The 26,139-nt window shown below is 73.3% G+C and carries 25 protein-coding genes and 1 pseudogene; 18 read left to right on the forward strand and 8 right to left on the reverse strand.

Going from position 1 to position 26,139, the window contains the following annotated elements:
- A pseudogene (locus AB0K09_RS06070) lies at positions 1-275 on the forward strand (cysteine desulfurase); the annotation flags it as partial.
- Between the two features lie 12 nt (positions 276-287).
- On the opposite strand, the gene AB0K09_RS06075 reads toward AB0K09_RS06070, so the two are convergent.
- Both AB0K09_RS06075 and AB0K09_RS06080 read right to left on the reverse strand, forming a co-directional pair.
- Positions 288-569 (reverse strand): Lrp/AsnC ligand binding domain-containing protein, encoded by a 282-nt coding sequence (locus AB0K09_RS06075; RefSeq protein WP_366064078.1) that lies wholly within the window; start codon positions 567-569, stop codon positions 288-290.
- Positions 566-1,285 carry a rhomboid family intramembrane serine protease gene (locus AB0K09_RS06080; protein WP_366064079.1) on the reverse strand — a complete coding sequence of 240 codons (720 nt, stop codon included), beginning with the start codon at positions 1,283-1,285 and terminating at the stop codon, positions 566-568. The genes AB0K09_RS06075 and AB0K09_RS06080 overlap by 4 nt, the downstream gene beginning before the upstream one ends.
- Positions 1,286-1,522: 237 nt before the next feature.
- Here AB0K09_RS06080 and AB0K09_RS06085 point away from each other — a divergent pair, with 237 nt between their 5' ends.
- From AB0K09_RS06085 to AB0K09_RS06100, 4 genes are all read left to right on the forward strand, one after another.
- A complete protein-coding gene (locus AB0K09_RS06085; RefSeq protein WP_366064106.1) occupies positions 1,523-2,896 on the forward strand; it encodes an NYN domain-containing protein in 1,374 nt (457 codons plus the stop codon).
- A gap of 217 nt (positions 2,897-3,113) precedes the next feature.
- Complete coding sequence (locus AB0K09_RS06090) at positions 3,114-4,160, forward strand: NlpC/P60 family protein (protein ID WP_366064080.1); 1,047 nt, start codon at positions 3,114-3,116, stop codon at positions 4,158-4,160.
- A 245-nt stretch (positions 4,161-4,405) separates the two neighbouring features.
- Positions 4,406-5,464, forward strand: coding sequence for an NlpC/P60 family protein (locus tag AB0K09_RS06095; protein ID WP_366064081.1), 1,059 nt, complete (start codon positions 4,406-4,408; stop codon positions 5,462-5,464).
- Between the two features lie 48 nt (positions 5,465-5,512).
- The gene (locus tag AB0K09_RS06100; RefSeq protein WP_366064082.1) at positions 5,513-6,751 is read left to right on the forward strand and encodes a hypothetical protein; all 1,239 of its coding nucleotides are present in this window, start codon (positions 5,513-5,515) and stop codon (positions 6,749-6,751) included.
- Positions 6,752-6,767: 16 nt separating this feature from the next.
- On the opposite strand, the gene AB0K09_RS06105 is transcribed toward AB0K09_RS06100, so the two are convergent.
- A complete protein-coding gene (locus AB0K09_RS06105; protein WP_366064107.1) occupies positions 6,768-8,003 on the reverse strand; it encodes a glycosyltransferase family 87 protein in 1,236 nt (411 codons plus the stop codon).
- Between the two features lie 154 nt (positions 8,004-8,157).
- Here AB0K09_RS06105 and AB0K09_RS06110 point away from each other — a divergent pair, with 154 nt between their 5' ends.
- Positions 8,158-9,300, forward strand: a complete 1,143-nt coding sequence (locus tag AB0K09_RS06110; RefSeq protein ID WP_366064083.1) for a glycosyltransferase family 4 protein — start codon at positions 8,158-8,160, stop codon at positions 9,298-9,300.
- 21 nt (positions 9,301-9,321) lie between these two features.
- Here the strand turns inward: AB0K09_RS06110 and AB0K09_RS06115 are convergent, their stop codons facing one another.
- The gene (locus AB0K09_RS06115) at positions 9,322-11,118 is read right to left on the reverse strand and encodes an AMP-dependent synthetase/ligase (RefSeq protein WP_366064084.1); all 1,797 of its coding nucleotides are present in this window, start codon (positions 11,116-11,118) and stop codon (positions 9,322-9,324) included.
- Positions 11,119-11,395: 277 nt separating this feature from the next.
- Between AB0K09_RS06115 and AB0K09_RS06120 the strand changes: the two genes are divergently transcribed.
- From AB0K09_RS06120 to AB0K09_RS06145, 6 genes are all read left to right on the forward strand, one after another.
- Positions 11,396-12,157, forward strand: coding sequence for a metallophosphoesterase (locus AB0K09_RS06120; RefSeq protein WP_366064085.1), 762 nt, complete (start codon positions 11,396-11,398; stop codon positions 12,155-12,157).
- 69 nt (positions 12,158-12,226) lie between these two features.
- A complete protein-coding gene (locus tag AB0K09_RS06125) occupies positions 12,227-12,676 on the forward strand; it encodes an SRPBCC family protein (RefSeq protein ID WP_366064086.1) in 450 nt (149 codons plus the stop codon).
- A 34-nt stretch (positions 12,677-12,710) separates the two neighbouring features.
- The gene (locus AB0K09_RS06130; protein WP_366064087.1) at positions 12,711-13,970 is read left to right on the forward strand and encodes an ArsA-related P-loop ATPase; all 1,260 of its coding nucleotides are present in this window, start codon (positions 12,711-12,713) and stop codon (positions 13,968-13,970) included.
- A 56-nt stretch (positions 13,971-14,026) separates the two neighbouring features.
- Positions 14,027-14,488 carry a DUF5304 domain-containing protein gene (locus AB0K09_RS06135; RefSeq protein WP_366064088.1) on the forward strand — a complete coding sequence of 154 codons (462 nt, stop codon included), beginning with the start codon at positions 14,027-14,029 and terminating at the stop codon, positions 14,486-14,488.
- 49 nt (positions 14,489-14,537) lie between these two features.
- Positions 14,538-15,479 carry an ROK family glucokinase gene (locus tag AB0K09_RS06140; RefSeq protein WP_366064089.1) on the forward strand — a complete coding sequence of 314 codons (942 nt, stop codon included), beginning with the start codon at positions 14,538-14,540 and terminating at the stop codon, positions 15,477-15,479.
- Between the two features lie 20 nt (positions 15,480-15,499).
- Complete coding sequence (locus AB0K09_RS06145) at positions 15,500-16,255, forward strand: endonuclease/exonuclease/phosphatase family protein (protein WP_366064091.1); 756 nt, start codon at positions 15,500-15,502, stop codon at positions 16,253-16,255.
- Between the two features lie 36 nt (positions 16,256-16,291).
- Here AB0K09_RS06145 and AB0K09_RS06150 read toward each other — a convergent pair whose 3' ends face one another.
- Together AB0K09_RS06150 and AB0K09_RS06155 are read right to left on the reverse strand one after the other, a co-directional pair.
- On the reverse strand, positions 16,292-16,834 hold the full coding sequence (locus AB0K09_RS06150; protein WP_366064093.1) for a hypothetical protein: 543 nt from the start codon (positions 16,832-16,834) through the stop codon (positions 16,292-16,294).
- The gene (locus AB0K09_RS06155; protein WP_366064094.1) at positions 16,827-17,603 is read right to left on the reverse strand and encodes an alpha/beta fold hydrolase; all 777 of its coding nucleotides are present in this window, start codon (positions 17,601-17,603) and stop codon (positions 16,827-16,829) included. Before AB0K09_RS06155 ends, AB0K09_RS06150 begins: the two co-directional genes overlap by 8 nt.
- A 124-nt stretch (positions 17,604-17,727) precedes the next feature.
- Here AB0K09_RS06155 and AB0K09_RS06160 point away from each other — a divergent pair, with 124 nt between their 5' ends.
- From AB0K09_RS06160 to AB0K09_RS06175, 4 genes are all read left to right on the forward strand, one after another.
- Entirely contained in the window at positions 17,728-18,501 is a 774-nt protein-coding gene (locus AB0K09_RS06160) for a lysophospholipid acyltransferase family protein (protein WP_366064095.1), read from the forward strand.
- Positions 18,502-18,563: 62 nt separating this feature from the next.
- On the forward strand, positions 18,564-19,802 hold the full coding sequence (locus tag AB0K09_RS06165; protein WP_366064096.1) for a DUF5931 domain-containing protein: 1,239 nt from the start codon (positions 18,564-18,566) through the stop codon (positions 19,800-19,802).
- Entirely contained in the window at positions 19,795-20,472 is a 678-nt protein-coding gene (locus AB0K09_RS06170; RefSeq protein ID WP_366064097.1) for a response regulator transcription factor, read from the forward strand. The genes AB0K09_RS06165 and AB0K09_RS06170 overlap by 8 nt, the downstream gene beginning before the upstream one ends.
- A 44-nt stretch (positions 20,473-20,516) precedes the next feature.
- The gene (locus AB0K09_RS06175; RefSeq protein ID WP_366064098.1) at positions 20,517-21,548 is read left to right on the forward strand and encodes a 6-phosphofructokinase; all 1,032 of its coding nucleotides are present in this window, start codon (positions 20,517-20,519) and stop codon (positions 21,546-21,548) included.
- A gap of 40 nt (positions 21,549-21,588) precedes the next feature.
- On the opposite strand, the gene AB0K09_RS06180 is transcribed toward AB0K09_RS06175, so the two are convergent.
- Positions 21,589-23,505: an anthranilate synthase family protein gene (locus AB0K09_RS06180; RefSeq protein ID WP_366064099.1), complete on the reverse strand. Its 1,917-nt coding sequence runs from the start codon at positions 23,503-23,505 to the stop codon at positions 21,589-21,591.
- Positions 23,506-23,794: 289 nt separating this feature from the next.
- On the opposite strand from AB0K09_RS06180, the gene AB0K09_RS06185 reads away from it, so the two are divergent.
- Together AB0K09_RS06185 and AB0K09_RS06190 are read left to right on the forward strand one after the other, a co-directional pair.
- Positions 23,795-25,144: a class II 3-deoxy-7-phosphoheptulonate synthase gene (locus tag AB0K09_RS06185; protein ID WP_366064100.1), complete on the forward strand. Its 1,350-nt coding sequence runs from the start codon at positions 23,795-23,797 to the stop codon at positions 25,142-25,144.
- Positions 25,145-25,273: 129 nt separating this feature from the next.
- Entirely contained in the window at positions 25,274-25,561 is a 288-nt protein-coding gene (locus tag AB0K09_RS06190) for a (2Fe-2S)-binding protein (protein ID WP_366064108.1), read from the forward strand.
- A gap of 8 nt (positions 25,562-25,569) precedes the next feature.
- On the opposite strand, the gene bfr is transcribed toward AB0K09_RS06190, so the two are convergent.
- Positions 25,570-26,058: a bacterioferritin gene (gene bfr, locus AB0K09_RS06195; RefSeq protein ID WP_366064101.1), complete on the reverse strand. Its 489-nt coding sequence runs from the start codon at positions 26,056-26,058 to the stop codon at positions 25,570-25,572.
- Positions 26,059-26,139: the final 81 nt, after the last annotated feature.

Genomic DNA, 26,139 nt, shown 5'->3' on the forward strand with positions numbered 1-26,139 from the left:
CCGAGTACGGCATCGGGGTCCGCGACGGGCTGTTCTGCGCCCACCCACTGGTGCGCACCCTGCTGGGCGCGGCGGCCGGGGCGCCGGGGGAGTGCGGGGCGCCGGACGGGGAGCGCTCGGTCAACGCGATCCGGGTCAGCTTCGGCGCCGGGACGCCGGAGGAGCACATCGAGCGTTTCGTCCGGGCCGTGCACGAGCTGCTGACCGAGGGCGCCCGCTGGACCTACCGGACGGAGAACGGCCGGTGCGTCCCGGACTCCGCCCGGTCGCGCTAGTTGCCGAGCCCGCTAGTTGTCCAGGCCGATGGCGAAGGCCGCTTCGAGGTCGTGCTGGGAGTACGTGCGGAAGGCGATGTGCGTCTCCGTGGAGGCGACGCCCGGCACCTTGCTGATCCGGCCCGGGATGACGTCCGCGAGGTCGTCGTGCCGGGCCACCCGCACGAGGGCGATCAGGTCGTACGCGCCCGTGACCGAGTAGACCTCGCTCACGCCGTCGAGGGCGGCGATCGTCTCGGCGATCTCGGGGATCCGGTCCACGTCGGTCTTGATGAGCACGATCGAGGTGATCACGGTTCGGCTTCTCCTTCGGTGGACCCGGCTGCGCTGTTCACTCTAACCCGCCGCCCCCGGGCGACCCAGGCGCAGCCGAAGCCGAGCGCGAAGCCCATGACGTGGGCCAGATAGGCGACGCCCGGCCGGTCGTCCGTGCTGCCCGCCGCCTGCCACTGGAGCGCGAACCAGAACAGCAGCACCAGCCAGGCGGGCAGCCGCAGCGGCAGGAAGAAGAGGAAGGGGAAGAGGCTGGTCACCCGCGCCCGGGGGAAGAGACACAGGAACGCGCCGAGCACCCCGGAGATGGCGCCGGACGCCCCGACGAGACTGGTCCCCGAGCCGGCGTGCACGGCGGCGTAGCCGAGCAGCGCCAGATAGCCGGTGAGCAGGTAGAAGAGGGCGAAGGGCAGGTGCCCCAGGCGCTGCTCCGTCATGGCGCCGAAGACGTGGAGGAAGAGTATGTTCCCCAGCAGGTGCAGCCAGTTGCCGTGCACGAACAAGGCCGTCAGCGGGGTGCACAGCGCTGCCGGCGAAGCGTGCCACAGCTCCCGCGGGACCACGCCCCAGTGCGCGAAGTAGGCGGTCTGTGCGGCGGGCAGATCCGGTCCGGTGCCGTAGGAGCCGTTCAGCCCGGAGGCCGGACCGAGGAGGAAGACCGCACAGCACAGGGCGAGGAGGGCGTAGGTGACCACGGGGGCGTCGTCCCGGGCCGGCCGTGCTGCCTTTACGATCATGGCGAGATCATGGCGTACCGGGTGCAACCGGCACAGAGTGCCTCGCCGGAGCACCGGGCTCGGGCCCGTGCCACCGCGCTGGGTGACCACCAGGCCGTAGGGTTACGGAGAGCACTCCCCCGGCGAGGAGCGACGAGGAGCCCGGACGAGGACGAGGAGCGCGAAGTGCTCGGTGGGACGATCGCAGCGACGGAGGAACGGCCGGGCACGCCGGCCTGAGGAACGGGAGCGGTGACAGTGGTGGAGCACACGGGCGGCGCGGAGGCGGCCGGTGACGCCGGCAGGGCCGACGACGGCGTCCCCGAGGTGCTCGACAGGCCGTTGCCCGAGGGGATCAGGCGCCGGGTCGTCACGCTCGTCGCGGAGGCGTTCGGTGGGCTGACGGTCGCCGAACTGCCCGCGCAGCTGCGGCAGTATGCCCGTTTCACCCCCAGTCGTCGGGTGAAGTTCGCGGGCAACGCGATGGCCACCGCCGTGGAGAACGACACCGCCTTCCGGCAGCGGATCTGCGCCCGGCTGCGCGAGAGCGGCTCGGAGCTGGCCGAGGCGCTGGACGCGGGCTCCCCGCCGGCGGCCGCGGATCCCGAGGACGTGGCGGCCATGGCCTTCGTGCTGCGCCCGCCCGGCTGGGTCAAGCTGGTCACGGCGGCCGGCGAGGAGGCGCAGCGCGCCCACGCCGAGCGTGCCGGCGAGGAGGCGCAGCGCGAGCTGCGGCGGCTGCGCGAGGAACTGGCCGCCGTCCGCTCCGAGGCGCGCGGTGAGACCGAGCGGGCCCGGGCCGAGCTGGAGGCCGCCCGCAAGGAGGCCGAGTCGCTCCAGCGGAAGCTGCGCAGCGCGGTCAGCGACGTGCGGCGCGGCGAGGCGGCCCTGCGCAAGGTCCAGGCCGAGCTGGAGTCCGTACGGGCGGAGGCGGCGGCCGACAAGGCGGCGGTGCAGGGCGAGACGCGGCGGATGAAGGCCCGGCTCGCGGAGGCCGAGGCGGCGCTGGAGGCCAGCCGGCGGGCGGCGCGCGAGGGCCGCAGCGTGGAGGACATGCGGCTGCGGCTGCTGCTGGACACGGTGCTGGACGCGGCCCAGGGTCTGCGCCGCGAGCTGGCGCTGCCCCCCGCGTCCGTGCACCCGGCGGACACGGTGGACGCCGCGCGCCCGGGCACGATGACACCGAAGGACATCGCGACGCGCGCCCTGTCGGAGACCGATCCGGCGCTGCTGGACCAGCTGCTGGCGCTCCCTCAGGTGCATCTGCTCGTCGACGGCTACAACGTCACGAAGACCGGCTATCCGACGATGCCGCTGGACAAGCAGCGGCTGCGGCTGCTGGGCGGCCTGGCCATGCTGGCGGCCCAGACCGGCGCCGAGGTGACCTGTGTCTTCGACGGCGCGGAACTGGCCGCGCCGGTGCTGCTGGCGCCGCCGCGCGGGGTGCGGGTGCTGTTCAGCAAGCCGGGCGTGACGGCGGACGAGCTCATTCGCCAGCTCGTGCGGGCCGAGCCGCCGGGCCGCCCGGTCGTGGTGGTCTCCACCGACCGCGAGGTGGCGGACGGCGTGGCCAAGGCGGGGGCGCGACCGGTCGCATCGGCGCTGCTGCTGAAGCGGCTTGCGCGTACCTGATCGTCAAATGTCCCTTACCGACCGTGTCAGATTGGTAAAGGATGTACTGGCGAGCAAGATTTTTCGCAAGAGAATTTGTATGCGAGCAACAGGGGTCACTAGGGTCTGGCTTCGAACCTTCAGTCGCCTGAACACCCTTGCGGGTGTGCGGTGAAGGTCCCGCCGTGCCCGAGAACTCCGTACGGCGGGCGGCCCAGAAAAGAAGGAGCTCGTCTCCGTGGCGTCCCACCGTCGTCCCAAGCAGCCGAGCCGCACTCGGGTCACCGTGCTGACCGCGACCGCCGCCGCGGCCGTCGCCCTCACCTCGCAGGCCGCGCACGCCGACCCCAAGCCGTCGAAGACGGAGGCCAAGGCCGAGGTCGACAAGCTCTACGAAGAGGCGGAGCAGGCCACCGAGAAGTACAACGGGGCCAAGGAGCAGCACGAGAAGCTGGAGAAGCAGGTCAGCGACCTCCAGGACAAGGTCGCGCGGGGCCAGGAGGAGCTCAACAAGCTCCGCGACAGCCTGGGCCTGATGGCCGCTTCGCAGTACCGCACGGGCTCCATCGACCCGACGCTCCAGCTGCTGCTGACCTCGGACCCCGACACCTACCTGGAGAAGGCGTCCACCCTCAACCAGCTGAGCGCCAAGCAGGCCGACACGCTGCGGCTGATATCCGCGAAGCAGCGCACGCTCAAGCAGCAGCGCGAGGAGGCGGCGAGCAAGCTCGCCGACCTGGAGTCGACGCGCAAGGCGCTGAAGGACCACCAGGACGAGGTCAAGGGCAAGCTGGCGGACGCGCAGAAGGTCCTCAACAACTTCACCGAGAAGGAGCGCGCCGAGATCACCGGCGCGGACAAGGACGGTGGCGGTAGCGGTGACAACGGCCGCGCCAGCCGCTCGGAGAGCCGCCCGAACATCCCTGCCGGCTCGGGCCGGGGCGCCGCCGCACTCGCGTACGCCAAGACCCAGGAAGGCGACTGGTACAAGTACGGCGCGACCGGAATGACCAACTGGGACTGCTCCGGCCTCACGCAGTGGGCCTACGGTCAGGCGGGCGTCTCCCTGCCCCGTACCTCCCAGGAACAGGCCAACGCCGGCACCCGGATCTACGACCAGAGCCAGCTCCAGCCCGGCGACCTGCTGATCTTCTACGGCGACCAGCACCACGTCGGCCTGTACGCGGGCAACGGCATGGTCTTCCACGCACCCCGGACGGGCCGCCAGGTGCACTCCGAGCCCATCAGCGACATGCCCTTCCAGTTCGGCGTACGCGTCGGCTGACCCTTTCGCACTCAAACACGCCGACACCCCACACCGCCCGTTCGGGCGAATCTTCGTGGCGTCGCGCTGACTTCCCGCCCCGCCGGTGACCTGCGTCTCCGGCGGGGCGTCGGTTTTGCCGCGCCCAATGGTCTTTGAACAGGGGGTGATCGCGCCGCTACTCTCTGCCTCCGCGGCGCCCCGGCCGTCGGCCGCCCGCCCGGGCGGCGCGGGGCCGCACCGAGAGGAAGGGAGCACGGCAGCCCGTGGCGTCCCATCGCCGTCCCTCGCCGTCAGGCCTCACCACCTCCGTCCGGGTCACCGTGCTCTCCGCCGCCGTGGCCACCGCGGCGGCCGCCCTCTCGGCGGTCCCGGCGAGCGCCCGCCCCGGCGGCACCGACCAGACCCGGGCGCCCGGGGCGGTGAAGGCCCACATCGACCGGCTCTACGAGGAGGCCGAGCGGGCCACCGAGAGGTTCAACGCGGCCGGCGAGCGCGCCGACGCCCTCCGCCGGCGGGTCGAGCAGGCCGCCGACCGTGTCGCCCGCGGCCAGGAGAAGGTCAACCGGATGCGCACCGCCCTCGGCGCGATCGCCGCCGCCCAGTACCGCAACGGCGCCGTCGACCCCGCCATCGAACTGCTGCTCTCCTCCGACCCCGAGGCGTACCTCGAACGCGCCTCCACGCTCGACCGGGTCACCGGCCGTCAGGCCGAACAGCTCCGCACCCTCCAGGCCGCCCTGCGCACCCTGCGCCAGCAGCGCGCGGAGGCCGCCCGCACCCTCGCCGAGCTGGAGGAGAGCCGGAAGGCCGTCGAGCAGCACAAGGCCGAGGTGGAGGGCAAGCTCAGCGCCGCACGGCACCTGCTGAACTCCCTGCCGGAGGCCGACCGCGAGGCGTACGCCCGCGCCTCCCGTTCCAGCCGCTCGGGCGGTCCTCTCGGCGGGCTCCGGGGGCTGCTGGACCTGCCCGCCGCCTCCGGGCGCGGGGCCGCCGCCGCGGCGGCCGTCCGGCAGGCCGTCGGTTCGCCCTACGCCTGGGGCGCCAGCGGACCCTCCGCCTTCGACTGCTCCGGGCTCATGCAGTGGGCGTACGGCCGCGCCGGAGTCGGTCTGCCGCGCACCTCGCAGGCGCAACGCAACGCCGGCCGGCATGTGAGTCTCGCCGACGCCCGGCCCGGCGACCTGATCATCTACCGGGACGACGCCAGCCACGTCGGCATGTACGTCGGCAACGGCCAGGTCGTCCACGCCCCCTACCCGGGCGCCCGGGTGCGCTACGACCCGGCCAACATGATGCCGATTTCCTCCGTCACCCGGCCGTGAGCAGGGCCGCTCCCCGCTGACCGGCCGCCCGGCTCGTACGATGCGGGCGTGACGGGCGGCAGGCGGGCGGGCGGCGGACGACGGCGGGCGGGGTACGGCCTGGCCGCCCTGCTGCTCACCCTCCAGGCCCTCACCGGCTGCGCGCCCGGCTCCGCGGAGGGCACGGACGACGGCGAGACGGCCGTGCGGCAGCTGCTCGACCGGTGGTCGACGGCCGTTCGCGACCGCGACGAGAACGCCTATCTGGCCGCCGTCGACCCGGCCGCCGACGCCTATCTCGCCGAGCGCCGGCAGGTCTTCGGGAACCTCGCGGACGTGCCGCTCGCCTCCTGGCGGTACCGGCTGGTCCGCCTCACCCCCGGCGGCGGGCAGCGCTTCACCGCCGACGCCGAACTCCGCTACGGGCTCACCGGTTACGACACCGTGCCCGTCACCACGGCCGTGCGGCTGACCGTCGTGCGGCGCGGGGAGCGGTGGTACGTGGCCGGCGAGCAGCCCCGGGGCGGGCGCCAGCTGTGGGACCAGGGCCCGGTGACGGCCGTGCGGGGGGCGCACAGCCTCGTCCTCGGCGTCGGCCAGGACCGGGAGCGGCTCGCCGCCCTGGCCGACCTCGCGGACCGGGCCGTGCCCGCCGTGGACGCGGCCTGGCGCGACAACCGCTGGGCCGGGCGGGTCGTGGTCGAGATCCCGGCCTCGCTCGACCGGATGGGCGCGCTCCTGGACGCCCCCGCCTCCAACTACCGGGGCATCGCCGCCGTGACCACCGGCGAGGTGGGTGGCGCCGGGACGGCGCCCGCCGACCGCGTCATCGTCAACCCCGAGGCGTACGGGCGGCTCGGCGACTTCGGGCGGCGCGTCGTCCTCACCCACGAGACGGCTCATGTCGCCACGCGGGCCGTCACCACGCCCGCCACACCGCTCTGGCTCTCGGAGGGCTTCGCGGACTGGGCCGCCTACCGGGACACCGGCCGCACGGCCCGCCAGGCCGCGCCCGAACTGGCGGCGGAGGTCACGGCGGGCCGCCCGCCGGGCTCCTTGCCCGAGGACGCGGATTTCGGCTTCGCGGGGGAGCCGGGGCGGCTGGCGCGGGCCTATGAGGAGGGGTGGCTGGCATGCCGCATGATCGCGGAGAGGTGGGGAGAGGACAAGCTGGTCGCGTTCTACCGGGCGGTGGGGGCACGGCAGAAACGGGCGGGGGCCGTGGAAGGGGCGTTGCGGGATGTCCTGGCGGTCGGCCCGGAGGACTTCGTGGCGCGGTGGCGGGAGTACGTGGCCGGGGCCTTCTGAGCGGCGAACCCGCAGCTCACCCCGGGATCAGCGCCGACTCCTTCTCCGCCGGGGGCTCCGGTTCCTCGGTCGGCTCGCGGCCCGTCACCGTCTCGCGCCACAGCCTTCGGCAGGCGATCACCGTCGCGACGACCAGCAGCGCGTTGCGCAGCGTCAGCGTCGCCACGCCGAGCTTGTCGCTCGCCTCGACGTGGGAGAACCACGTGGGGAACTCCAGCTGCGTCAGGGGCGCGGCGAGCAGGACCAGCAGGACGGGGAGCCGCTGCCGGACCGTGCCCATCGTGACGCAGACGGCCGCCAGGCCGATGAGCCACACCATGTACTGGGGGCTGATCACCCGGCTCGTCGTGGTGAAGAGCAGCACCGCCGCGAACGCCGCGTCCGACGGCGTCGTCGCCGCGAAGCGCTTGGCGCGCAGCCGCCACAGCAGCAGCCAGGCGAAGGCCAGCACGCTCAGGAGCAGGGCCAGGGCGCTCACCGCGTGCACATGGCGGCCGAGGAACTCGACCGAGCCGTAGTTGAGGCGGGCCTTGCCCCGCCAGCCGAAGTGGCGGGCGAGATGGAAGACGAGTGAGCCCAGGGACTCGATCTCCGTGCCCCGGTCGCGCTGGAAGGTCAGGAAGGCCAGCGCCCCCGGCATGGCCGCCGCGAAGAACATCGTGAGCAGCAGCGCCGTGGCCGCGGCGGACGTCCACGTGGAGCGGGTGCGCGGACCGCGCGGCGTGCCGATGAGGAGCAGCACCGGCCATACCTTCAGCAGCGCGCCGAAACCCGTCAGCGCCCCCGCGAGACGGGTACGGCGGCCGGCCGCCAGCAGAGCCGCCACCGCGACGGCCGTCACCATCACGTCGTAGCGGGCGTAGACGATCGGGCCGAGCAGCGGCACCCCGGCCACCCACACCCACACCCCGAGCGCGGTGCGCCTCCCGCCGCGCACCGCGTAGAGCAGCATGCCGTAGACCGCCGCGTCGGCCAGCAGGCAGACCAGGAAGAAGGCCGGGGCGTAGTCCAGGAACGGCAGCAGTCCCGGCGCCAGCACGGCCAGCGCCGCGGCCGGCGGGTACTGCCAGGTCACGTCGTCGTACGGGAAGATGCCGGTCCGCAGGACGTGGTACCAGCCCTGGTAGATCACCTCGATGTCGATGGAGACGTCGGAACCGGGCATGTCCCACACCCGGAAGACGCACAGCATCAGAACGGCCCGGGTGACGGCCCACACCGCGATCGAGAGCCGCAGACCAGTGCCCGCCATCATTCACCTCGTCCCTTCGGGGCCCGCCACGCCGCACAGGCCGTGAACGCACCGTCACTCAAAGGGAATGATGCCGGTCGCGGCCCCCGCTGGCGACGACGTGGCGGTACTCGGCGCGGCTGCCGCCCGATCGCACCGGGTACTGTCGGCGGCGATGGACAAGACCCTCGTCGTCACCAACGACTTCCCGCCCCGGCCCGGCGGCATCCAGGCCTTCCTGCACAACATGGCGCTGCGGCTGGACCCGTCGAGCATCGTCGTCTACGCCTCCACCTGGAAGCACGGCCGCGAGGGCGCCGAGGCCACCGCGTGCTTCGACGCCGAGCAGCCCTTCACGGTCGTCCGCGACCGCACGACCATGCTGCTGCCGACGCCCCGGGTGACCCGGCGGGCGACGACGCTGCTGCGGGAGCACGGCTGTACGTCCGTGTGGTTCGGCGCGGCCGCGCCGCTCGGACTGATGGCGCCCGCGCTGCGCCGGGCCGGCGCGCGCCGGCTGGTGGGCACGACGCACGGGCACGAGGCCGGCTGGGCCCAGCTGCCCGCCTCCCGGCAGCTGCTGCGGCGCATCGGCGAGGGCACCGACACCCTCACCTACCTCGGGGAGTACACGCGGTCGCGGATCGCCGCCGCGCTCACGGACGAGGCGGCGGCGCGCATGACCCAACTGCCGCCCGGGGTCGACGAGAAGACCTTCCACCCCGCCTCCGGGGGCGAGGCGGTCCGGGCCCGGCTGGGCCTGGCCGACCGGCCGGTGGTCGTGTGCGTCTCGCGGCTGGTGCCGCGCAAGGGCCAGGACACGCTGATCGAGGCCATGCCGCGCATCCTGGCCGCCGTGCCGGACGCGGTGCTGCTCATAGTCGGCGGCGGCCCCTACGAGCGGGACCTGCGGCGGCTGGCCGACGAGCGGGGCGTCGCGCACGCCGTCCGCTTCACCGGGGCCGTCCCGTGGGAGGAGCTGCCCGCCCACTACGGCGCGGGCGACGTCTTCGCGATGCCCTGCCGCACCCGGCGCGGGGGGCTGGACGTCGAGGGGCTCGGCATCGTCTACCTGGAGGCTTCCGCCACGGGCCTGCCGGTGGTCGCGGGGGACTCGGGGGGTGCCCCCGACGCCGTCCTGGAGGGCGAGACGGGGTACGTCGTCCGCGGCGGCTCCCCGGCACAGGCCGCGGACCGGATCGTCACGCTGCTGCGCGACCCGGAGCTGCGGCGTCGCATGGGCGAGCGGGGCCGCGCGTGGGTCGAGGAGCGCTGGCGCTGGGACCTGCTGGCGGAGCGCCTGAAGGAACTGCTGTAACGGTCCCGCCCACCCCGGACGCTACCCGCGGTAGATGGCCTCGATCTCGTCCGCGAAGTCCTTCGCCACCACGTTCCGCTTGAGCTTGAGCGACGGCGTCACATGGCCGGAGGCCTCCGTGAACTGGGCCGGGAGGACGCGGAACTTGCGGACCGACTCCGCCTTGGAGACGGCCGCGTTGCCGTCGTCCACCGCCTTCTGGATGTCGGCCAGCAGGTCGGGGTCGTCGGCCAGCTCGGCGGCCGTCAGGCCCTCCGGCTTGCCGTGGTCGGCGAGCCAGCGGGGGAGGAAGTCCTCGTCGAGGGTGACGAGCGCGCCCACGAAGGGCCGGCCGTCGCCGACGACCATGCACTCGGCGATCAGCGCGTGGGCGCGGATGCGGTCCTCGATGACGGCGGGGGCGACGTTCTTGCCGCCGGCCGTGACGATGATCTCCTTCTTGCGGCCCGTGATGCTCAGGTAGCCGTCCTCGTCGAGGGTGCCCAGGTCGCCGGTGTGGAACCAGCCGTCCGACATGGCGTCGGCCGTGGCCGCCTCGTTGTTCCAGTAGCCCGCGAACACCTGCTCGCCGTGCAGGAGCACCTCGCCGTCGTCGGCGATGCGGATGACCGAGCCCGGCAGCGGCTGGCCGACCGTGCCGATGCGCGGCCGGTCCCAGGGGTTGAAGGCGGTGGCCGCGCAGGACTCGGTGAGGCCGTAGCCCTCCAGGACGGTGAAGCCGATGCCCCGGTAGAAGTGGCCCAGGCGCTCGCCCAGCGGCGCGCCGCCGGAGATCGCGTGGGTGGCCCGGCCGCCCAGCACCGCGCGGAGCTTGCTGTAGACGAGCTTGTCGAAGACCAGGTGCTTGAGCTTCAGCCCGAAGGACGGACCCGACGGGGTGTCCAGGGCCCGGCTGTAGGCGATGGCCGTGTCCGCCGCCTTGTCGAAGATCTTGCCCTTGCCGTCGGCCTGCGCCTTGGCGCGCGCCCCGTTGTAGACCTTCTCGAAGACCCGCGGCACGCCCAGGACCAGCGACGGGCGGAAGGACGCCAGGTCGTCGGTCAGGTTCTTGATGTCGCTGACGAGACCCAGCCGGATCGGGGCCATCACCGAGGCGATCTCGACCAGCCGGCCGAAGACGTGCGCGGCGGGCAGGAAGAGCAGCACCGAGGACTCGCCCGTGCGGAAGAGCGGCTTGAGCCGCTCGACGACGTTGCCGCACTCGGCGAAGAAGCAGCGGTGGGTGAGCACACAGCCCTTGGGGCGGCCGGTGGTGCCCGAGGTGTAGACGATGGTCGCGGGGGAGTCGGCGGTCGCCAGGGAGCTGCGCTCGTCCACCGTCTCGTCGGTGACGCCCTCGCCGGCCGCCCGCAGCCGCTCCACGCCGCCGTGCTCGATCTGCCACACGTGCGCCAGGTCCGGCAGCCGGTCGCGGACGGACTCCACCGACGCCTCGTGCGCGGGCGTCTCCACCAGGCAGGCCACGGCGCCGGAGTCGCCGAGGATCCACTGGATCTGCTCCGGCGAGCTCGTCTCGTACACCGGCACGGTCACCGCGCCCGCGCTCCAGATCGCGAAGTCCAGCAGCGCCCACTCGTAGCGGGTGCGCGACAGCAGGCCCACGCGGTCGCCCGGCTTGATGCCCGAGGCGATCAGACCCTTGGCCGCGGCACGCACCTCCGCCAGGAAGCCGGCCGCGGTGACGTCCTGCCAGCGGCCGTCCACCTTGCGCCCGATGACGGGAACGTCGGGGTGCTGCGCGGCGTTCCGGCGGATGAGATCCGTCAGGTTTCCGTCCGCGGGGACCTCGTACAGGGCCGGAAGGCTGAACTCGCGCAAGACTGCTGCTCCTCGTCGGGCGCCGGCGCCGCCGCGTCGTCGAGGGGCGCTGCGTCGGCTGCGGTCCATGATCAGGCACATGATCAGGCGGGGGGATTGGACTGCCCGGACGTTACCCACCAGTACAGCATTCGAATAGAGGGTCGCGCCCAGATGTTCCGCGCGTCACATGCGCGGGGACCGCTTCCCGAACCCTAGCCCCTCGCTTCGGTGACCCGGAAGTAACCGCAGGTCGGGGCACTTCCACCGGCCCGGGCGAACACCTAGGGTGACCCGCATGCGAGTCCACGTGGTCAGCGACGTACACGGCAACGCCGAAGGGCTGGCCAGGGCCGGCGAGGGAGCCGACGCCCTGGTCTGCCTGGGTGACCTCATCCTGTTCCTGGACTACGCGGACCACTCGCGCGGCATCTTCCCGGAGCTCTTCGGGGTCGAGAACGCGGACCGGATCGTCGAGCTGCGCACCGCCCGCCGCTTCACCGAGGCCCGGGAGCTGGCCCGCAGCCTCTGGGACGGCGTCGACCGCGACTCCGTCGTCGAGCAGGCGGTCCGCAAGCAGTACGCCGAGCTCTTCGCCGCCTTCCCCACCCCCACCTACGCCACCTACGGCAACGTGGACGTCCCCCACCTGTGGCCCGAGTACGCCCGGCCCGGCACCACCGTGCTCGACGGCGAGCGGGTCGAGATCGGCGGCCTCGTCTTCGGCTTCGTCGGCGGCGGGCTGCGCTCGCCCATGCGCACCCCCTACGAGATCGACGACGAGACCTACGCCGCCAAGCTCGCCGCCCTCGGCGAGGTCGACGTCCTGTGCTCCCACATCCCGCCGGACGTGCCCGAGCTCTGCTACGACACCGTCGCCCGGCGCTTCGAGCGCGGCAGCGCCGCGCTGCTGGAGACCATCCGCGCGACCCGTCCCCGGTACGCACTCTTCGGCCACGTTCACCAGCCGCTCGCGCGCCGGATGCGGGTCGGTGCCACGGAATGCGTCAACGTCGGCCACTTCGCCGCGACCGATACACCGTGGGTGCTGGAGTGGTGACGCGCCGCGCGTTGTAGCCTTCACCGGCAGACACAGCAGGTCGCGGACCGGTACGGAGGAGCCACGGAGATGGCGGAACACACCAGCTCGAGCATCACGATCGAGGCGACCCCGGCCGAGGTCATGTCGGTGATCGCCGACTTCGACCGCTACCCGGAGTGGACGGGCGAGGTCAAGCAGGCCGAGGTGCTGGAGCAGGACGAGCAGGGCCGCGCCAGCAAGGTGCGCCTCGTCCTCGACGCCGGCGCCATCAAGGACGACCACACCCTGGCCTACAGCTGGCCCGAGCCGAACGTCGTCGCCTGGTCCCTGGTCAAGTCGCAGATGCTCCGCCAGCTCGACGGCTCCTACAGCCTTCAGCTGGCGGCGGGCGGCTCGCACACCGAGGTGACCTACCAGCTCACCGTCGACGTCAAGATCCCCATGCTCGGCATGATCAAGCGCAAGGCCGAGAAGGTCATCATCGACCGCGCGCTCCAGGGCCTCAAGGAGCGCGTCGAGAGCGGCAAGGGCGCCTGACGCCCCCCAGCCCCACCACCGGAAGGCTCCCTTCGTGCGTACGGTCCTCGTCACCGGTCCCGGCGGCGCGGGCCGCACCACCGTCGCGGCCGCCACGGCGCTCGCCGCGGCGGCGGAGGGCCGCCGCGTCCTGCTGCTCACCCGCGACCGGGACACCGCGCCCGACGCCGTGCTCGGCACCACGCTGTCCGCGGCGTCGGACGCCCCCGACGGCGGCCGTACGCCCTGGGGGCCGCCCGTCGAGGCCGCGCCCGGCCTGTGGGCCGCCCGCATCGCCACCGGCGAGCACTTCCGCGCCCTCGCCCGCGACCTCCAGGACCGCGGCGCCTCCCTCTTCGACCTGCTGGGCGCCGACCCCCTGGACCCCGAGGAGCTCACCGAGCTGCCCGGCGCCGAGCCGCTCGCCGTCCTCGCCGCCCTGCGCGCGGCCCACGCCGCACCCGGCGGCCCCGACCTCCTCGTCGTCGACATGCCGCCCGTCCACGAGACCGTCCGGCTGCTCGCCCTGCCCGAGCAGCTGAGCCGCTACCTCCGCCGGCTGCTCCCCGCCGAACGCCAGGCCGCCCGCGCCCTGCGCCCGATGCTCGCCCAGCTCGCCGGCGTGCCCATGCCCGCCCAGCGGCTGTACGAGACCGCCGAGCGCCTGCAGGAGGAGCTGGCCGCCGTCCAGCGGGTGATCGACGCCCCCGGCACGACCGTCCGCCTGGCCGCCGAGCCCGGCCCGGCCGCCGCCCGGGCCCTGCGCACCGCCCGCGCCGGGCTGGCCCTCCAGGGCTGCCGCGTCGACGCCCTGGTGGCCAACCGGCTGCTGCCCGACGGCTCCACCGACCCCTGGCTCGCGGACCTGGCCGCCGAACAGCACGCCGCGCACAAGACCCTGCGGGACGACTTCCTCGCCGACGGCGTCCCCGTCGTCGCCCTGCCCCACCTCGGCCGCGCCCCGCACGGCCCGGGCGACCTCGCCGAGCTGGCGCGGGCCGCCGTCCGGGCCGGCGGCGACGGGCTGGCCGGCGGGCTCGACACCGAGGCCCGGTCCCCGGCACCGGAGGTGGAGGACCGGCTCGCCACCGACTCCCTGCTGATCTGGCGCATCCCGCTGCCGGGCGCGGAACGCGGCACGCTCGGGCTGGTCCGGCGCGGGGACGAACTCATCGTCGAGGTCGGCCCGTTCCGCCGCGTCCTGACGCTGCCCTCCGCGCTGCGCCGCTGCACCGTCGCCGGGGCCGGGCTGCGCGACGGCGCGCTGTGCGTGCGCTTCGCCCCCGACCCCGGCCTCTGGCCGAGGACTCCCTGAACAGCACCGGAGCCTTCGGGTAACGTCGGAGGAAATTCCCCTCGCAGGAGTTCGTCATGAGCGATGCCACCGAGCGCCCCGGTTCCGGCCCGGGGCCCGAACCCGACGCCTGGGCACGGGCCTGCGCCGAGGACCTCGCCGCGGAGAACGCCCGCCGCCGCGCCGGGGAGGCCGGGGAGCGGCCCGGCAGCGCGGCCGAGGAGCTGCGCAAGCTCGTCGACGCCGTCGCCGACAAGGTCGCCGGCCTCCAGCTGCCGCTCGCCGGGGCGGCCGCACAGGGCGCCGTGTCGCACTTCGTCGACCGCGCGAAGGCCGCCGTCGAGCCCGTCATCGAACGCAATCCGGAGGTCTTCGACCACCTCGCCTCGGCCGGCTCCGAGCTGCTGGCCGCCTACCGCGCCGCCGTCCAGGGCCACGAGCGCCGCTGGGCCTCCGGCGGCACGGGTGCCCCGCACCGCCCCGGACCTGACGGAGGAGACCAAGGCCCGGGCGGGACCGAGCACATCGACCTCGACTGACCCGGTACGGTTGGTCGCGGCGGGGTTCGAGCGAAAAACTGAGGGACACATGGGACTCACCATCGGCGTCGACATCGGCGGCACGAAGATCGCGGCCGGCGTGGTCGACGAAGAAGGCTCGATCCTCGCGACGTGCAAGGTGCCGACCCCGGACACCCCGGAGGGGGTCATCGACGCCATCGCCGACGCCGTGCGCACGGTCAGCGAGGGCTTCGACGTCGAGGCCGTCGGCATCGGCGCCGCGGGCTACGTGGACGACAAGCGGGCCACGGTCCTCTTCGCCCCGAACATCAACTGGCGGCACGAGGCGCTCAAGGACAAGGTCGAGCAGCGCGTCGGCCTGCCCGTCGTCGTCGAGAACGACGCCAACGCCGCCGCCTGGGGCGAGTACCGCTTCGGCGCCGGCCAGGGCCACGAGGACGTCATCTGCATCACCCTGGGCACCGGCCTCGGCGGCGGCATCATCATCGGCAACAAGCTGCGCCGCGGCCGCTTCGGCGTGGCCGCCGAGTTCGGCCACATCCGCGTCGTGCCGGACGGCCTGCTGTGCGGCTGCGGCAGCCAGGGCTGCTGGGAGCAGTACGCCTCCGGCCGCGCCCTCGTCCGCTACGCCCGCCAGCGCGCCCAGGCCACCCCGGAGAGCGCCACGGTCCTCCTCGGCCTCGGCGACGGCACCCCCGAGGGCATCGAGGGCAAGCACATCAGCGATGCCGCCCGCCAGGGCGACCCGGTCGCCATCGACTCCTTCCGCGAGCTGGCGCGCTGGGCCGGCGCGGGCCTGGCCGACCTGGCCTCGCTCTTCGACCCCTCCGCGTTCATCGTCGGCGGCGGCGTCTCGGACGAGGGCGACCTCGTCCTCGACCCGATCCGCAAGTCCTTCAAGCGCTGGCTCGTCGGCAGCCAGTGGCGCCCCCACGCGCAGGTGCTCGCCGCCCAGCTCGGCGGCAAGGCCGGGCTGGTCGGCGCGGCGGACCTGGCCCGCCAGGGCTGACCGGGGCGAAAGGGGGAGGGGTGCGCACGGATCTGCCGGATCTGCCGGCCTCGCGCACGGAGCCGGACGGCTCCGCGATCGTGCGGGTGCTCAGCTACAACGTCCGCTCCATGCGCGACGACGTCACCGCGCTGGCCCGGGTCGTCCGGGCCTGCGCCCCCGACGTGGTCTGCGTCCAGGAGGCGCCCCGGTTCTTCCGGTGGCGCAAGGCGGCGGCCCGGCTGGCCCGGGAGTCCGGGCTGGTATACGTCACCGGGGGCGCCACGGCCTCCGGGCCGATGATCCTCTCCTCCCTCCGCGCCCACGTCGAGCACACCGAGGACGTGCTCCTGCCCCGCACCCCGGGCCTGCACCAGCGCGGCTTCGCCACGGCGGTCCTGCGCTTCGGCCGGGCCCGCCTCGGGGTGCTCAGCTGCCATCTCAGCATCGACGCGGACGAGCGCCTCGAACAGGGGGCGCTCCTCCTCGACAAGCTCGCCTCCCTCGACGTCCCGCAGGCCGTCGCCGCCGGCGACCTCAACGACCGCCCCGACGGCCGCACCTTCGGCCTGCTGGCCGGCGCCCTGCAGGACGGCTGGGCGACGAAGCCGTGGGGGCGCGAGCACACGACCCGGCTCGGCGATCCGGAGCAGCGGATCGACGCGGTCTTCGCCACGGAGAGGGTGGAGATCCTGGGCTGTGGCGTCCCGATGGGACTGGCGGGGATCTCCGAAGCGGACCTGCGCGCGGCCACGGACCACTTGCCCGTGCTCGCCGCCCTGCGGATCCGCCCCTGACACCACCCCGGCATGTGAGCAGTGTGCGCGAGCGGCTCAGACGACCGCGCCCCGCCCCGGATCGTCGTCGTCCTCGTCGTCGTCCCGCATCCGCAGCACGAGCGTCGCGAAGCCGCCCAGGAAGCCGCCGACGCCCAGGGTCGTGACCCACCAGGTCAGCTCCTGCCGCAGCAGCACCATGATGAGCAGCAGCAGCGGCCCGCCCAGTACCGCGATCCAGGCGAAGCGCGAGGTCACGTCGCCCGTCGGCAGGGGCGGCGGCTCGGGGGGTACGAAATGGCCCTCGTCGTCGTCCGCGTCGGTGCCCTCCGGCGGCGCCGGGGTGCTCCAGTCGCGCGGGCCGACGCCCGGCGCGTAGACGATGAAGCCGCCGGGCTTCGCGTCCGGCTCCGGCTCCTGCTTCGGCCCCGGCTCCGGTTCCGGCTTCGCCGGCGGCTCCTCGCTCCCGGTCGCCGGCCAGTGGCCCTTGTCCGGGTCGGGCTGCTCGCCGTACGCGGCGACGAGCTGCGCCCAGGCGGCGTCCTCGTCGAGGGGGTCGCGGCTCTCGTCGCGGTCGCGGTTCGCGTCGGGCTCAGCCATGGGGAGCCGTCCCCAGCGCCGCCGAGGACGCGAGCCGGCCGATGAAGGCGTAGGTGTCCTCGAAGATCGTCTCGGCGTCGTGGTCGAGGGTGGCCACGTGGTAGCTGCGCTCCAGCAGCCGCTCGGTGACGTCGAGGGACGAGACCCGGGCCAGCACGCGCGCCGAGTCGGCCGGCGGCACGACATGGTCCTGCGGGCTGTGCAGCAGCAGCAAGGGCTGAGTGACCTGCGGCAGTTCGGAGTCCAGCATCCGCAGGAAGCGCCGGAAGGAGTACGCGGCGTGCAGCGGCACCCGGTCGTAGCCGACCTCCACGCCGCCCTCCTTGGCGATGTCGCTGGCGATGCCCTTGGTGGAGGGCACCAGATGGCGCACCACCGGCAGCGCCCGGGCACCGACGCCGTGCACCTTGTTGGCGGGGTTGACGACGACCACGCCCGAGACGGCGTCGCCGTGCTTGGCGGCGAGGCGCAGCGCGAGGGCACCGCCCATCGACAGACCGCACACGAAGACCTCGGAACAGCGCTCCCGCAGCCGCCACAGCTCGCGGTCCACCTCGGCGTACCAGTCCTGCCAGCCGGTGATCTGCATGTCCTGCCAGCGGGTGCCGTGCCCGGGAAGCAGGGGCAACGAGACGGTCAGGCCGCGTTCCGCGAGATAATCGGCCCAGGGCCGGACGGACTGCGGGGAACCGGTGAAGCCGTGACACACGAGGACGCCGACCTCTCCGCCGTCATGGCGGAACGGCTCGGCACCGGGGAGGAGCGGCACCGGGATCTCCGATCGGAAAACGAGACAACGGGACGGGACAAGGGGCTGGAGCTCAGCGTACGCGGAGCGTCGCCGACGGGGTAGGCAGGTTAAGGTCTCCTCGTCACACACAGGAGGTTCTCGGTTGTTCTACGGCGCAATGAAGCTGTCCATCGGCGGGTCACTGAAGCTTGCCTTCAGGCCGTGGGTGGAGGGGCTGGAGAACGTACCGGCCGAGGGGCCCGCGATCCTGGCGAGCAACCACCTCTCCTTCTCCGACTCCTTCTTCCTGCCGGCGGTGCTCGATCGCAAGATCACGTTCATCGCGAAGCAGGAATACTTCACCTCCCCCGGCGTCAAGGGAAAGCTGACGGCCGCCTTCTTCAAGGGCGTGGGCCAGCTCCCGGTCGACCGCTCCGGCGCCCGCGGCGCCGGCGAGGCCGCGATCAAGAGCGGCATCGAGGTCCTGGAGCGCGGTGAGCTCTTCGGCATCTACCCCGAGGGCACCCGCTCCCCGGACGGCCGCCTCTACCGCGGCAAGCCCGGCGGTCTGGCCCGGGTGGCCCTGGCCACCGGCGCCCCCGTGATCCCCGTCGCCATGATCGACACGGAGAAGATCCAGCCGCCGGGGAAGGTCGTCCCCAAGCTGATGCGCCCCGGCATCCGGATCGGCAAGCCGCTGGACTTCAGCCGCTACCACGGCATGGACGGCGACCGCTTCATCCTCCGGTCGGTGACCGACGAGGTCATGTACGAGATCATGAAGCTCTCCGGGCAGGAGTACGTCGACATCTACGCCACGGCCGCCAAGCGCCAGATCGCCGACGAGGCGAAGCGCAAGGCCGAGGAGGAGAAGGCGGCCAAGGCCGCCGGCCTCGACAAGGGCGACACGACCGGCACGACCGAAGAGCAGCAGTAGCGGACGGCACGAGCGAGCCAGACCGCGGCGCGCGGGGGCGCGCCCGGCCGGGGGGTTGAGGCATGACACAGCGCACCGGGCGTCCGCGCGCGGTGCGGATGTCGGTCGAGCTGCCGCTGTGGCGCGCACTCACCGGCTTCCGCATCCTCACCCTCGGCTACGCCCTCGGTCTGTTCCTCCTCAACTACCGCGAGTACGCCCATCCGCTCGGCGCCGCCTTCTACATGGGCCTGCTCACCGTATGGATGCTGGCCACCTGGAACCGGGTCACCGCCCCCGAACGCTGTACCCGGCCCTTTCTGGTCGCCGAGCTGGCCCTGGCCCTGGGCGGGATCCTGGTGACCGCGTTCGTCGATACCCCGGCGCGCATCGACGGAGGGGCGGCCACCCTGCCGTCCATCTGGACCGGCGGCGCAGTACTGGGCTTGGCCATCAAGGGCGGCTGGCGCTGGGCGGCGATCGGCTCCACGCTGGTGGCCGTCGCCAACCTCGCCGAGCGCGGCCACCCCGCCCGCGACACCGTGCACAACGTGGTGCTGGTGTGCATCTCCAGCATCGCCATCGGCTACATCGTCGAGGTGGCCCGCGCCAGTGAGCGCACCCTGGCCCGGGCGCTGCGGATCGAGGCCGCCACCCGTGAGCGGGAGCGGCTGGCCCGCGACATCCACGACAGCGTCCTTCAGGTGCTGGCCATGGTGCAGCGCCGGGGCGCCGCGATCGGCGGCGAGGCCGCCGAGCTGGGCCGCATGGCCGGCGAGCAGGAGATAGCTCTGCGCACCCTGGTCGCCGGCGGGCTGGTGGGCCCGCGCCGCTCGGCCGAGCAGCTCGCCGCCGACGCCGAACTGGTACGGACCGCGGCGCCCGAGCCCGCGCCGCCGGCCGGACCGTGCGACCTGCGGGCCCTGCTCGCCCCGCACGCCGGCGCGGCCGTCTCCTTCGCGGCGCCCGGCACCCCCGTGCTGCTGGAGGCCGCGGCCGCCGCGGAACTGGCGGCCGCCGTCGGCGCCGCCCTGGACAATGTGGGCCGGCACGCGGGCGAGGGCGCCCGGGCCTGGATCCTGCTGGAGGACGAGCCCGGCGAGGTGATCGTCACCGTGCGGGACGACGGCCCCGGTATCCCCGAGGGCCGGCTGGCCGACGCCGAACGGGAGGGCCGCATGGGCGTCGCCCTGTCCATCCGCGGCCGGCTGCGGGACCTGGGCGGCACCGCGGACGTGGTGTCCGTACCGGGACAGGGCACCGAGGTCGAACTGAGGGTGCCACGACGGTTCCCCGGGGGAGAGGGAGCAGGCGATGAGTGACGAACGGACCGCGCACGTCAAGGTCATGGTGGTGGACGACCACCCCATGTGGCGGGACGCGGTCGCCCGCGACCTGGCCGGGGCCGGGTACGAGGTGGTGGCCACGGCCGGCGACGGCCCGCAGGCGGTGCGCCGCGCCAAGGCGGCCGGCCCCGACGTGCTGGTGCTCGACCTCAATCTGCCCGGACTGCCCGGTGTGGCCGTCTGCCGCGAGCTCGTCGCCGAGAACCCCGCCCTGCGGGTCCTGGTGCTCTCCGCCAGTGGCGAGCACGCCGACGTCCTGGAGGCGGTGAAGTCCGGTGCCACCGGCTATCTGCTGAAGTCCGCCAGCACCGAGGAGCTCCTGGACGCCGTGCGGCGCACCGCCGCCGGCGACCCCGTCTTCACCCCCGGCCTGGCCGGGCTGGTCCTCGGCGAGTACCGGCGCCTGGCCGCCGAACCCGCCCCGGCCGCGCCCGACGAACGGGACGCCCCGCGGCTCACCGACCGCGAGACGGAGGTCCTGCGTCTCGTCGCCAAGGGGCTGTCGTACAAGCAGATCGCCGAGCGGCTGGTTATTTCCCACCGCACGGTGCAGAACCATGTTCAGAACACCTTGGGCAAGCTCCAGCTGCACAACCGCGTGGAGCTCGTCCGCTACGCGATAGAGCGAGGCCTCGACGACGCCTGACCCCCTGCGGCCGGGCGCGCGCACTCGGCGGAAGGGAAGGTGTCATGCGGGTCGGAGTGCTGACCGGCGGGGGTGACTGCCCGGGGCTCAACGCGGTCATCCGCGCGATCGTCCGCAAGGGCGTGCAGGACTACCGGTACGAGTTCACGGGCTTCAGGGACGGCTGGCGCGGCCCCCTCCAGGGAGCGGTGGTCCCCCTGGACGTGGCGGCGGTGCGCGGCATCCTGCCGCGCGGCGGGACGATCCTCGGGTCGTCCCGCACCAACCCCTTCAAGGAGGCGGACGGCGTCCGCCGGATCAAGCAGACCCTCGCCAAGGAGGAGGTCGACGCCCTCGTCGCCATCGGCGGCGAGGACACGCTCGGCGTCGCCCGCCGGCTCTGGGAGGAGCACGGTGTGCCCTGCGTGGGCGTGCCCAAGACCATCGACAACGACCTCTCCGCCACGGACTACACCTTCGGCTTCGACACCGCCGTCAACATCGCGACCGAGGCCATCGACCGGCTCCACACCACGGCCGAGTCCCATATGCGCGTCCTCGTCGTCGAGGTCATGGGCCGGCACGCCGGCTGGATCGCCCTGCACTCGGGCCTGGCCGGCGGCGCCAACGTCATCCTCGTCCCGGAGCAGCGCTTCGACCTCGACGAGGTCTGCGGCTGGGTCACGTCGCGGTTCCGCGCCAGCTACGCGCCGATCGTCGTCGTCGCGGAGGGCGCCATGCCGCGCGACGGCGACCTGGTGCTCAAGGACGCCGGCGCGCTCGACTCCTTCGGGCATGTGCGGTTGTCGGGCGTGGGGGAGTGGCTGGCGAAGCAGATCGAGTCCCGCACGGGCAAGGAGGCCCGCACCACCGTGCTGGGCCACGTCCAGCGCGGCGGGACGCCGAGCGCGTTCGACCGGTGGCTGGCGACGCGGTTCGGGCTGCACGCGATCGACGCGGTGCGGGACGGGGAGTACGGACGGATGGTGGCGCTGCGGGGCACGGACATCGTCCGGGTACCGCTCGCGGAGGCGACGGCGCGGCTCAAGACCGTGCCGCTCGCGCTGTACGAGGAGGCGAAGGTGTTCTTCGGCTGACCGCCGGTGGCCGCTCGCGTCGTCTCCGCCCGCCCACCCGTCACTCGGACAGCAACGGGTGGGCGCGCACGGCGCTCAGCAGCTCCGTCACGATCGCCGTGCCGTTCACGGTCAGCACCGACTCCGGATGGAACTGGACCCCGGCGAAGCCGGGCCCCCGCAGGGCGTGCACGTCGCCGCTCACGGCGTCCCGGCTCAGCTCCACCCCCGGCAAGGCCGCCGCGCGAGCGGCGAACGTGTTGTAGAAACCGACCGTCTCGGGGCGCCCGAAGAAGTCGATCCGCTCCTGCGCCCCCTGGAACGGCACGTCCTTGCGGGCGATCTCCAGCCCCAGCTCCGCCGCGATCAGCTCGTGCCCGAGGCACACCCCGAGCAGCCCGTGCCGGTGTTCGCGCAGCAGGTCCCCCGCCAGTCCGCGCAGCAGCCGCATCTTCGGGTCGGCGGCGTCCGACGGATTCCCGGGGCCGGGGCCCAGCACCACGGGCCCCTCGTGCGCCAGCGCGGCGTCCCGCAGCCCCGGCGCGTCGTAGCGCCGCACCTCCACGGACAGCCCCGAGGTGCGCAGCAGGTGGGCGAGCATCGCCGTGAAGGTGTCCTCGCCGTCGACGACCAGCGCGTGCCCGCTCAGCCCCGTGCCGGTGCCCGGTGTCCGCATCCGCAGCCAGAACGGCGCGAGGCCGGCGCGCCGCGCGTCCAGTGCCGCACGGACGCGCGGGTCGTCGGCGAACCGTGCCGCCGCCGGGCGGGGCCGCACCGCCGCCGGGCGCACTCCGAGGGCCGCCAGGACGCCCGCCGCCTTGGCGTGGGTCTCGGCGACCTCGCCGCGCGGATCCGAGCGCCGTACCAGCGTGGCGCCCACGCCGACCCGCAGCCGGCCGCGCCGGTCGATGTCGGCCGTGCGGATGAGGATCGGCGAGTCGAGCGTCTGGGCGCCGCCGGCGTCCCGGCCGACGAGGGCGAGCGCGCCCGCGTAGTAGCCGCGGCCCCCGGACTCGTGGCGGCGGATGACACGGCAGGCGTTCTGCACGGGCGAGCCGGTCACCGTCGCCGCGAACATCGTCTCCCGCAGCACGTCCCGGACGTCCAGCGAGGAGCGGCCGCGCAGCTCGTACTCGGTGTGCGTGAGGTGGGACATCTCACGCAGCCGGGGCCCGACCACGACACCCCCGATGTCGCCGACGGTGCACATCATCTTCAGCTCCTCGTCGACGACCATGGACAGCTCCTCCACCTCCTTGGGGTCGTGGAGGAAGGCCAGCAGCCCCTCGGCCGTCGGCCCCCCGGCCGGATGGCGGTAGGTGCCGCTGATGGGGTTCATCACGACCGTCCCGCCGGACATCCGCACATGCACCTCGGGGCTCGCCCCGACCAGCGTCCGGCCGGGGGTGTGGACGACGTACGTCCAGTACGCGCCGCGCTCGCCGGCCAGGAGCCGGCGGAAGAGGGCGAGCGCGTCGGCGGCGGTGAACCCGTGGATCTCGCCCTCGAAGGTGCGCCGGACGACGAAGTTCGCGCCCTCGCCGGTGCCGATCTCGTCCTCGACGACGCGCTCGACGACGCGGGCGTACTCCTCGTCGCCGACGTCGAAGGCGCCGCCCTCCACCCGGACCTCGTGCGCGGGGAGCGCGGCCAGGACGTCGGCGACCGGCAGCTCGTACGCCTCCTCGGGGCGCAGGACGAGCAGCGGGGTGCCGTCGTCATGGACCTCGAAGCCGCGCTCCCGGATCTGGCGGAAGGGGATCAGGGCCAGTGCGTCGGTGACCGGCCGGCCCTCGGCGGGCGGGCCCTCGGGGAGCGGGATGCCGGCCAGCGTCGCGGCCTCGGTCACGGGGCCCAGCAGCAGCTCGACCGTGCCGCCCGGGAGATCCGGGGTGCGGCGGTGCAGCAGGGCGAACGGCGGGCAGCCGGGCGCGGTCAGCCGGGCGGTCAGGGCGGCGGGGGCGGGGAAGCCGGGCATCGGCGGTTCCTTCCTGGTGGGGGAGGAACGGCCGGTCCGCTGCGGCGCCGGTGGGACGCCGAAGGCCGCCCCTCGGGGCGGCCTTCGCGGTGTGGTTCTGGGTACGCGCGTCAGTGGGCCGCCGGAGGAGCGGTCCACCACCACTGCTGGTTCATGAGCACGTACACGAGCGGCACAGTACCCGACACCCGCGCCGATGTCGCCGGAATACCGTAATTCCGTCTCAGCACGTGTCTCACAGTCCGGTCCGGCCGCTGGACAGCGGCCGCGACCCCGTAATGTTGACTGCGTGACCGTGAACGCTGAAATCCACGCCGGTGGCAACACCTGGCGCCATCTGCCCGCGGCGCAGCAGCCTGAGTGGCCGGACCAAGAGGCTCTGCGCGATGTGATCGCCGAGCTCGAGTCCTATCCGCCCCTCGTCTTCGCGGGCGAGTGCGACCAGCTGCGTCAGCGCCTGGGTGCCGTGGCCCGTGGTGAGGCGTTCCTGCTCCAGGGCGGCGACTGCGCGGAGGCGTTCGACGCCGTCGGCGCCGACCAGATCCGCAACAAGCTCAAGACGCTCCTCCAGATGGGCGCGGTGCTGACCTACGCCGGTTCCGTGCCGGTCGTGAAGGTGGGCCGGATCGCCGGCCAGTACAGCAAGCCGCGCTCGAAGCCGACCGAGACCCGCGACGGCGTGACCCTGCCGACCTACCGCGGGGACTCCGTCAACGGTTTCGCCTTCACGCCCGAGGCCCGTACACCGGACCCGCAGCGGCTGAAGCGCATGTACCAGGCGTCGGCCTCGACGCTGAACCTGGTGCGCGCCTTCACCACGGGCGGTTACGCCGACCTGCGCCAGGTGCACGCCTGGAACCAGGACTTCGTCCGCTCCTCGCCCTCCGGCCAGCGCTACGAGCAGCTGGCGCGGGAGATCGACCGGGCGATGAACTTCATGAACGCCTGCGGGGTCGACCCGGAGGAGTTCAAGACCGTCGAGTTCTACGCCTCCCACGAGGCGCTGATCCTGGACTACGAGTCGGCGCTGACCCGTGTCGACTCGCGGACCGGGCAGCTGTACGACGTCTCCGGGCACATGGTGTGGATCGGTGAGCGGACCCGGCAGCTGGACGGGGCGCACATCGAGTTCGCCTCCAAGATCCGTAACCCGATCGGGGTGAAGCTCGGCCCGACGACCACGCCCGAGGACGCGCTGACCCTGATCGACCGGCTCGACCCGGACCGCGAGCCCGGCCGGCTGACCTTCATCACCCGCATGGGCGCCGGCAAGATCCGCGACCACCTCCCCACCCTGGTGGAGAAGGTCACGGCCTCCGGCGCGCAGGTGGTCTGGGTCTGCGACCCGATGCACGGCAACACCTTCGAGGCGGCCTCGGGCCACAAGACCCGCCGCTTCGACGACGTGCTGGACGAGGTCAAGGGCTTCTTCGAGGTCCACAAGGGCCTCGGCACCCACCCGGGCGGCATCCACGTCGAGCTGACCGGCGACGACGTCACCGAGTGCGTGGGCGGCGGCGACGAGATCTTCGTCGACGATCTGCACCAGCGCTACGAGACGGCCTGCGACCCGCGGCTCAACCGCAGCCAGTCGCTGGACCTGGCGTTCCTGGTCGCCGAGATGTACCGCGACCAGTAGGCACACCCGTACGACCGATGGGGCGCGGATCCTGTGATCCGCGCCCCATCGCGTTGTCGTCCGCCCACCCGGCCGGGTAAGGTTAGGGTTACCTTATTGATCGACTTCCGGTGAGGGGCGGTGAACCGCGTGTACGTCTGCTCGTGCTTCGGCATCACCGAGCGGCAGGTGCGTGAGCACGCGGAGAACGGGGCGTGCACGCCCCGCCAGATCGCCTCCGCCTGCAAGGCCGGCACCGACTGCGGCAGCTGTGTGCGCCGCATCCAGGCCCTCCTCGGGCGGGGTGCCTGCCCGCGCCGCGAGTCGGTCGACCAGGGGGCGGGCGAGGTGCTGGGCGCCGATGTCGCGCTCATGTCCGCCGCCGCCCCGGCGCAGGTTCCGGCCTCGCTCCCGGCGCCCGGGATCCGCGCGGCCTAGCCGCCGCCTCAGTCGGTGCCGCCGTTCTCCTGCTCGATGAACTGGGCGAGGTAGAGCGGTTCGCCCAGCTTCTCGATCAGCTCCAGCTGGGTGTCGAGGTAGTCGATGTGGTCCTCCTCGTCCGCGAGGATCGACTCGAAGATGTTCGCCGAGGTGATGTCCCCCTTGGCGCGCATGACCTCCACCCCGCGCCGCAGCCGGTCGATGGCCTCCACCTCCACCTGCCGGTCGGCCTGGAACATCTCGGTGATCGTCTGACCGATGCGGACGTGGAAGAGCCGCTGGTAGTTCGGCAGCCCCTCCAGAAAGATGATCCGGTCGGTCAGGATCTCCGCGTGCTTCATCTCGTCGAACGATTCCGCACGGGTGTGCGACGCGATTTTCGTCCAGCCGTGGTGCTCCTGCAGCTTGGCGTGCAGGAAGTACTGGTTGATGGCCGTCAGCTCGGCAGTCAGCTGTTCATTGAGGAACTCGATGACCTCGGGGTCGCCCTGCATCGCAGAGGCTCCTTCCCAGCGGATGTCTCAGTTTGCGCGCATCCTCGCACCCACCTTCGGACCCGTCCAGTAAGTGCACAC

The organism is Streptomyces sp. NPDC049577, assembly GCF_040675635.1.
In the GTDB taxonomy this organism is placed as follows: Bacteria; Actinomycetota; Actinomycetes; order Streptomycetales; family Streptomycetaceae; genus Streptomyces.

What these genes read in the sequence shown, in the direction of transcription:
- AB0K09_RS06110 (WP_366064083.1), top strand. Translation starts at nt 8,158, where the DNA reads ATGGACAAGACCCTCGTCGTCACCAACGACTTCCCGCCCCGGCCCGGC.
- AB0K09_RS06165 (WP_366064096.1), top strand. Translation starts at nt 18,564, where the DNA reads ATGACACAGCGCACCGGGCGTCCGCGCGCGGTGCGGATGTCGGTCGAG.
- AB0K09_RS06080 (WP_366064079.1), bottom strand. Translation starts at nt 1,285, where the DNA reads ATGATCGTAAAGGCAGCACGGCCGGCCCGGGACGACGCCCCCGTGGTC.
- AB0K09_RS06175 (WP_366064098.1), top strand. Translation starts at nt 20,517, where the DNA reads ATGCGGGTCGGAGTGCTGACCGGCGGGGGTGACTGCCCGGGGCTCAAC.
- AB0K09_RS06120 (WP_366064085.1), top strand. Translation starts at nt 11,396, where the DNA reads ATGCGAGTCCACGTGGTCAGCGACGTACACGGCAACGCCGAAGGGCTG.
- AB0K09_RS06125 (WP_366064086.1), top strand. Translation starts at nt 12,227, where the DNA reads ATGGCGGAACACACCAGCTCGAGCATCACGATCGAGGCGACCCCGGCC.
- AB0K09_RS06105 (WP_366064107.1), bottom strand. Translation starts at nt 8,003, where the DNA reads ATGGCGGGCACTGGTCTGCGGCTCTCGATCGCGGTGTGGGCCGTCACC.
- AB0K09_RS06180 (WP_366064099.1), bottom strand. Translation starts at nt 23,505, where the DNA reads ATGCCCGGCTTCCCCGCCCCCGCCGCCCTGACCGCCCGGCTGACCGCG.
- bfr (WP_366064101.1), bottom strand. Translation starts at nt 26,058, where the DNA reads ATGCAGGGCGACCCCGAGGTCATCGAGTTCCTCAATGAACAGCTGACT.
- AB0K09_RS06140 (WP_366064089.1), top strand. Translation starts at nt 14,538, where the DNA reads ATGGGACTCACCATCGGCGTCGACATCGGCGGCACGAAGATCGCGGCC.
- AB0K09_RS06170 (WP_366064097.1), top strand. Translation starts at nt 19,795, where the DNA reads ATGAGTGACGAACGGACCGCGCACGTCAAGGTCATGGTGGTGGACGAC.
- AB0K09_RS06150 (WP_366064093.1), bottom strand. Translation starts at nt 16,834, where the DNA reads ATGGCTGAGCCCGACGCGAACCGCGACCGCGACGAGAGCCGCGACCCC.
- AB0K09_RS06135 (WP_366064088.1), top strand. Translation starts at nt 14,027, where the DNA reads ATGAGCGATGCCACCGAGCGCCCCGGTTCCGGCCCGGGGCCCGAACCC.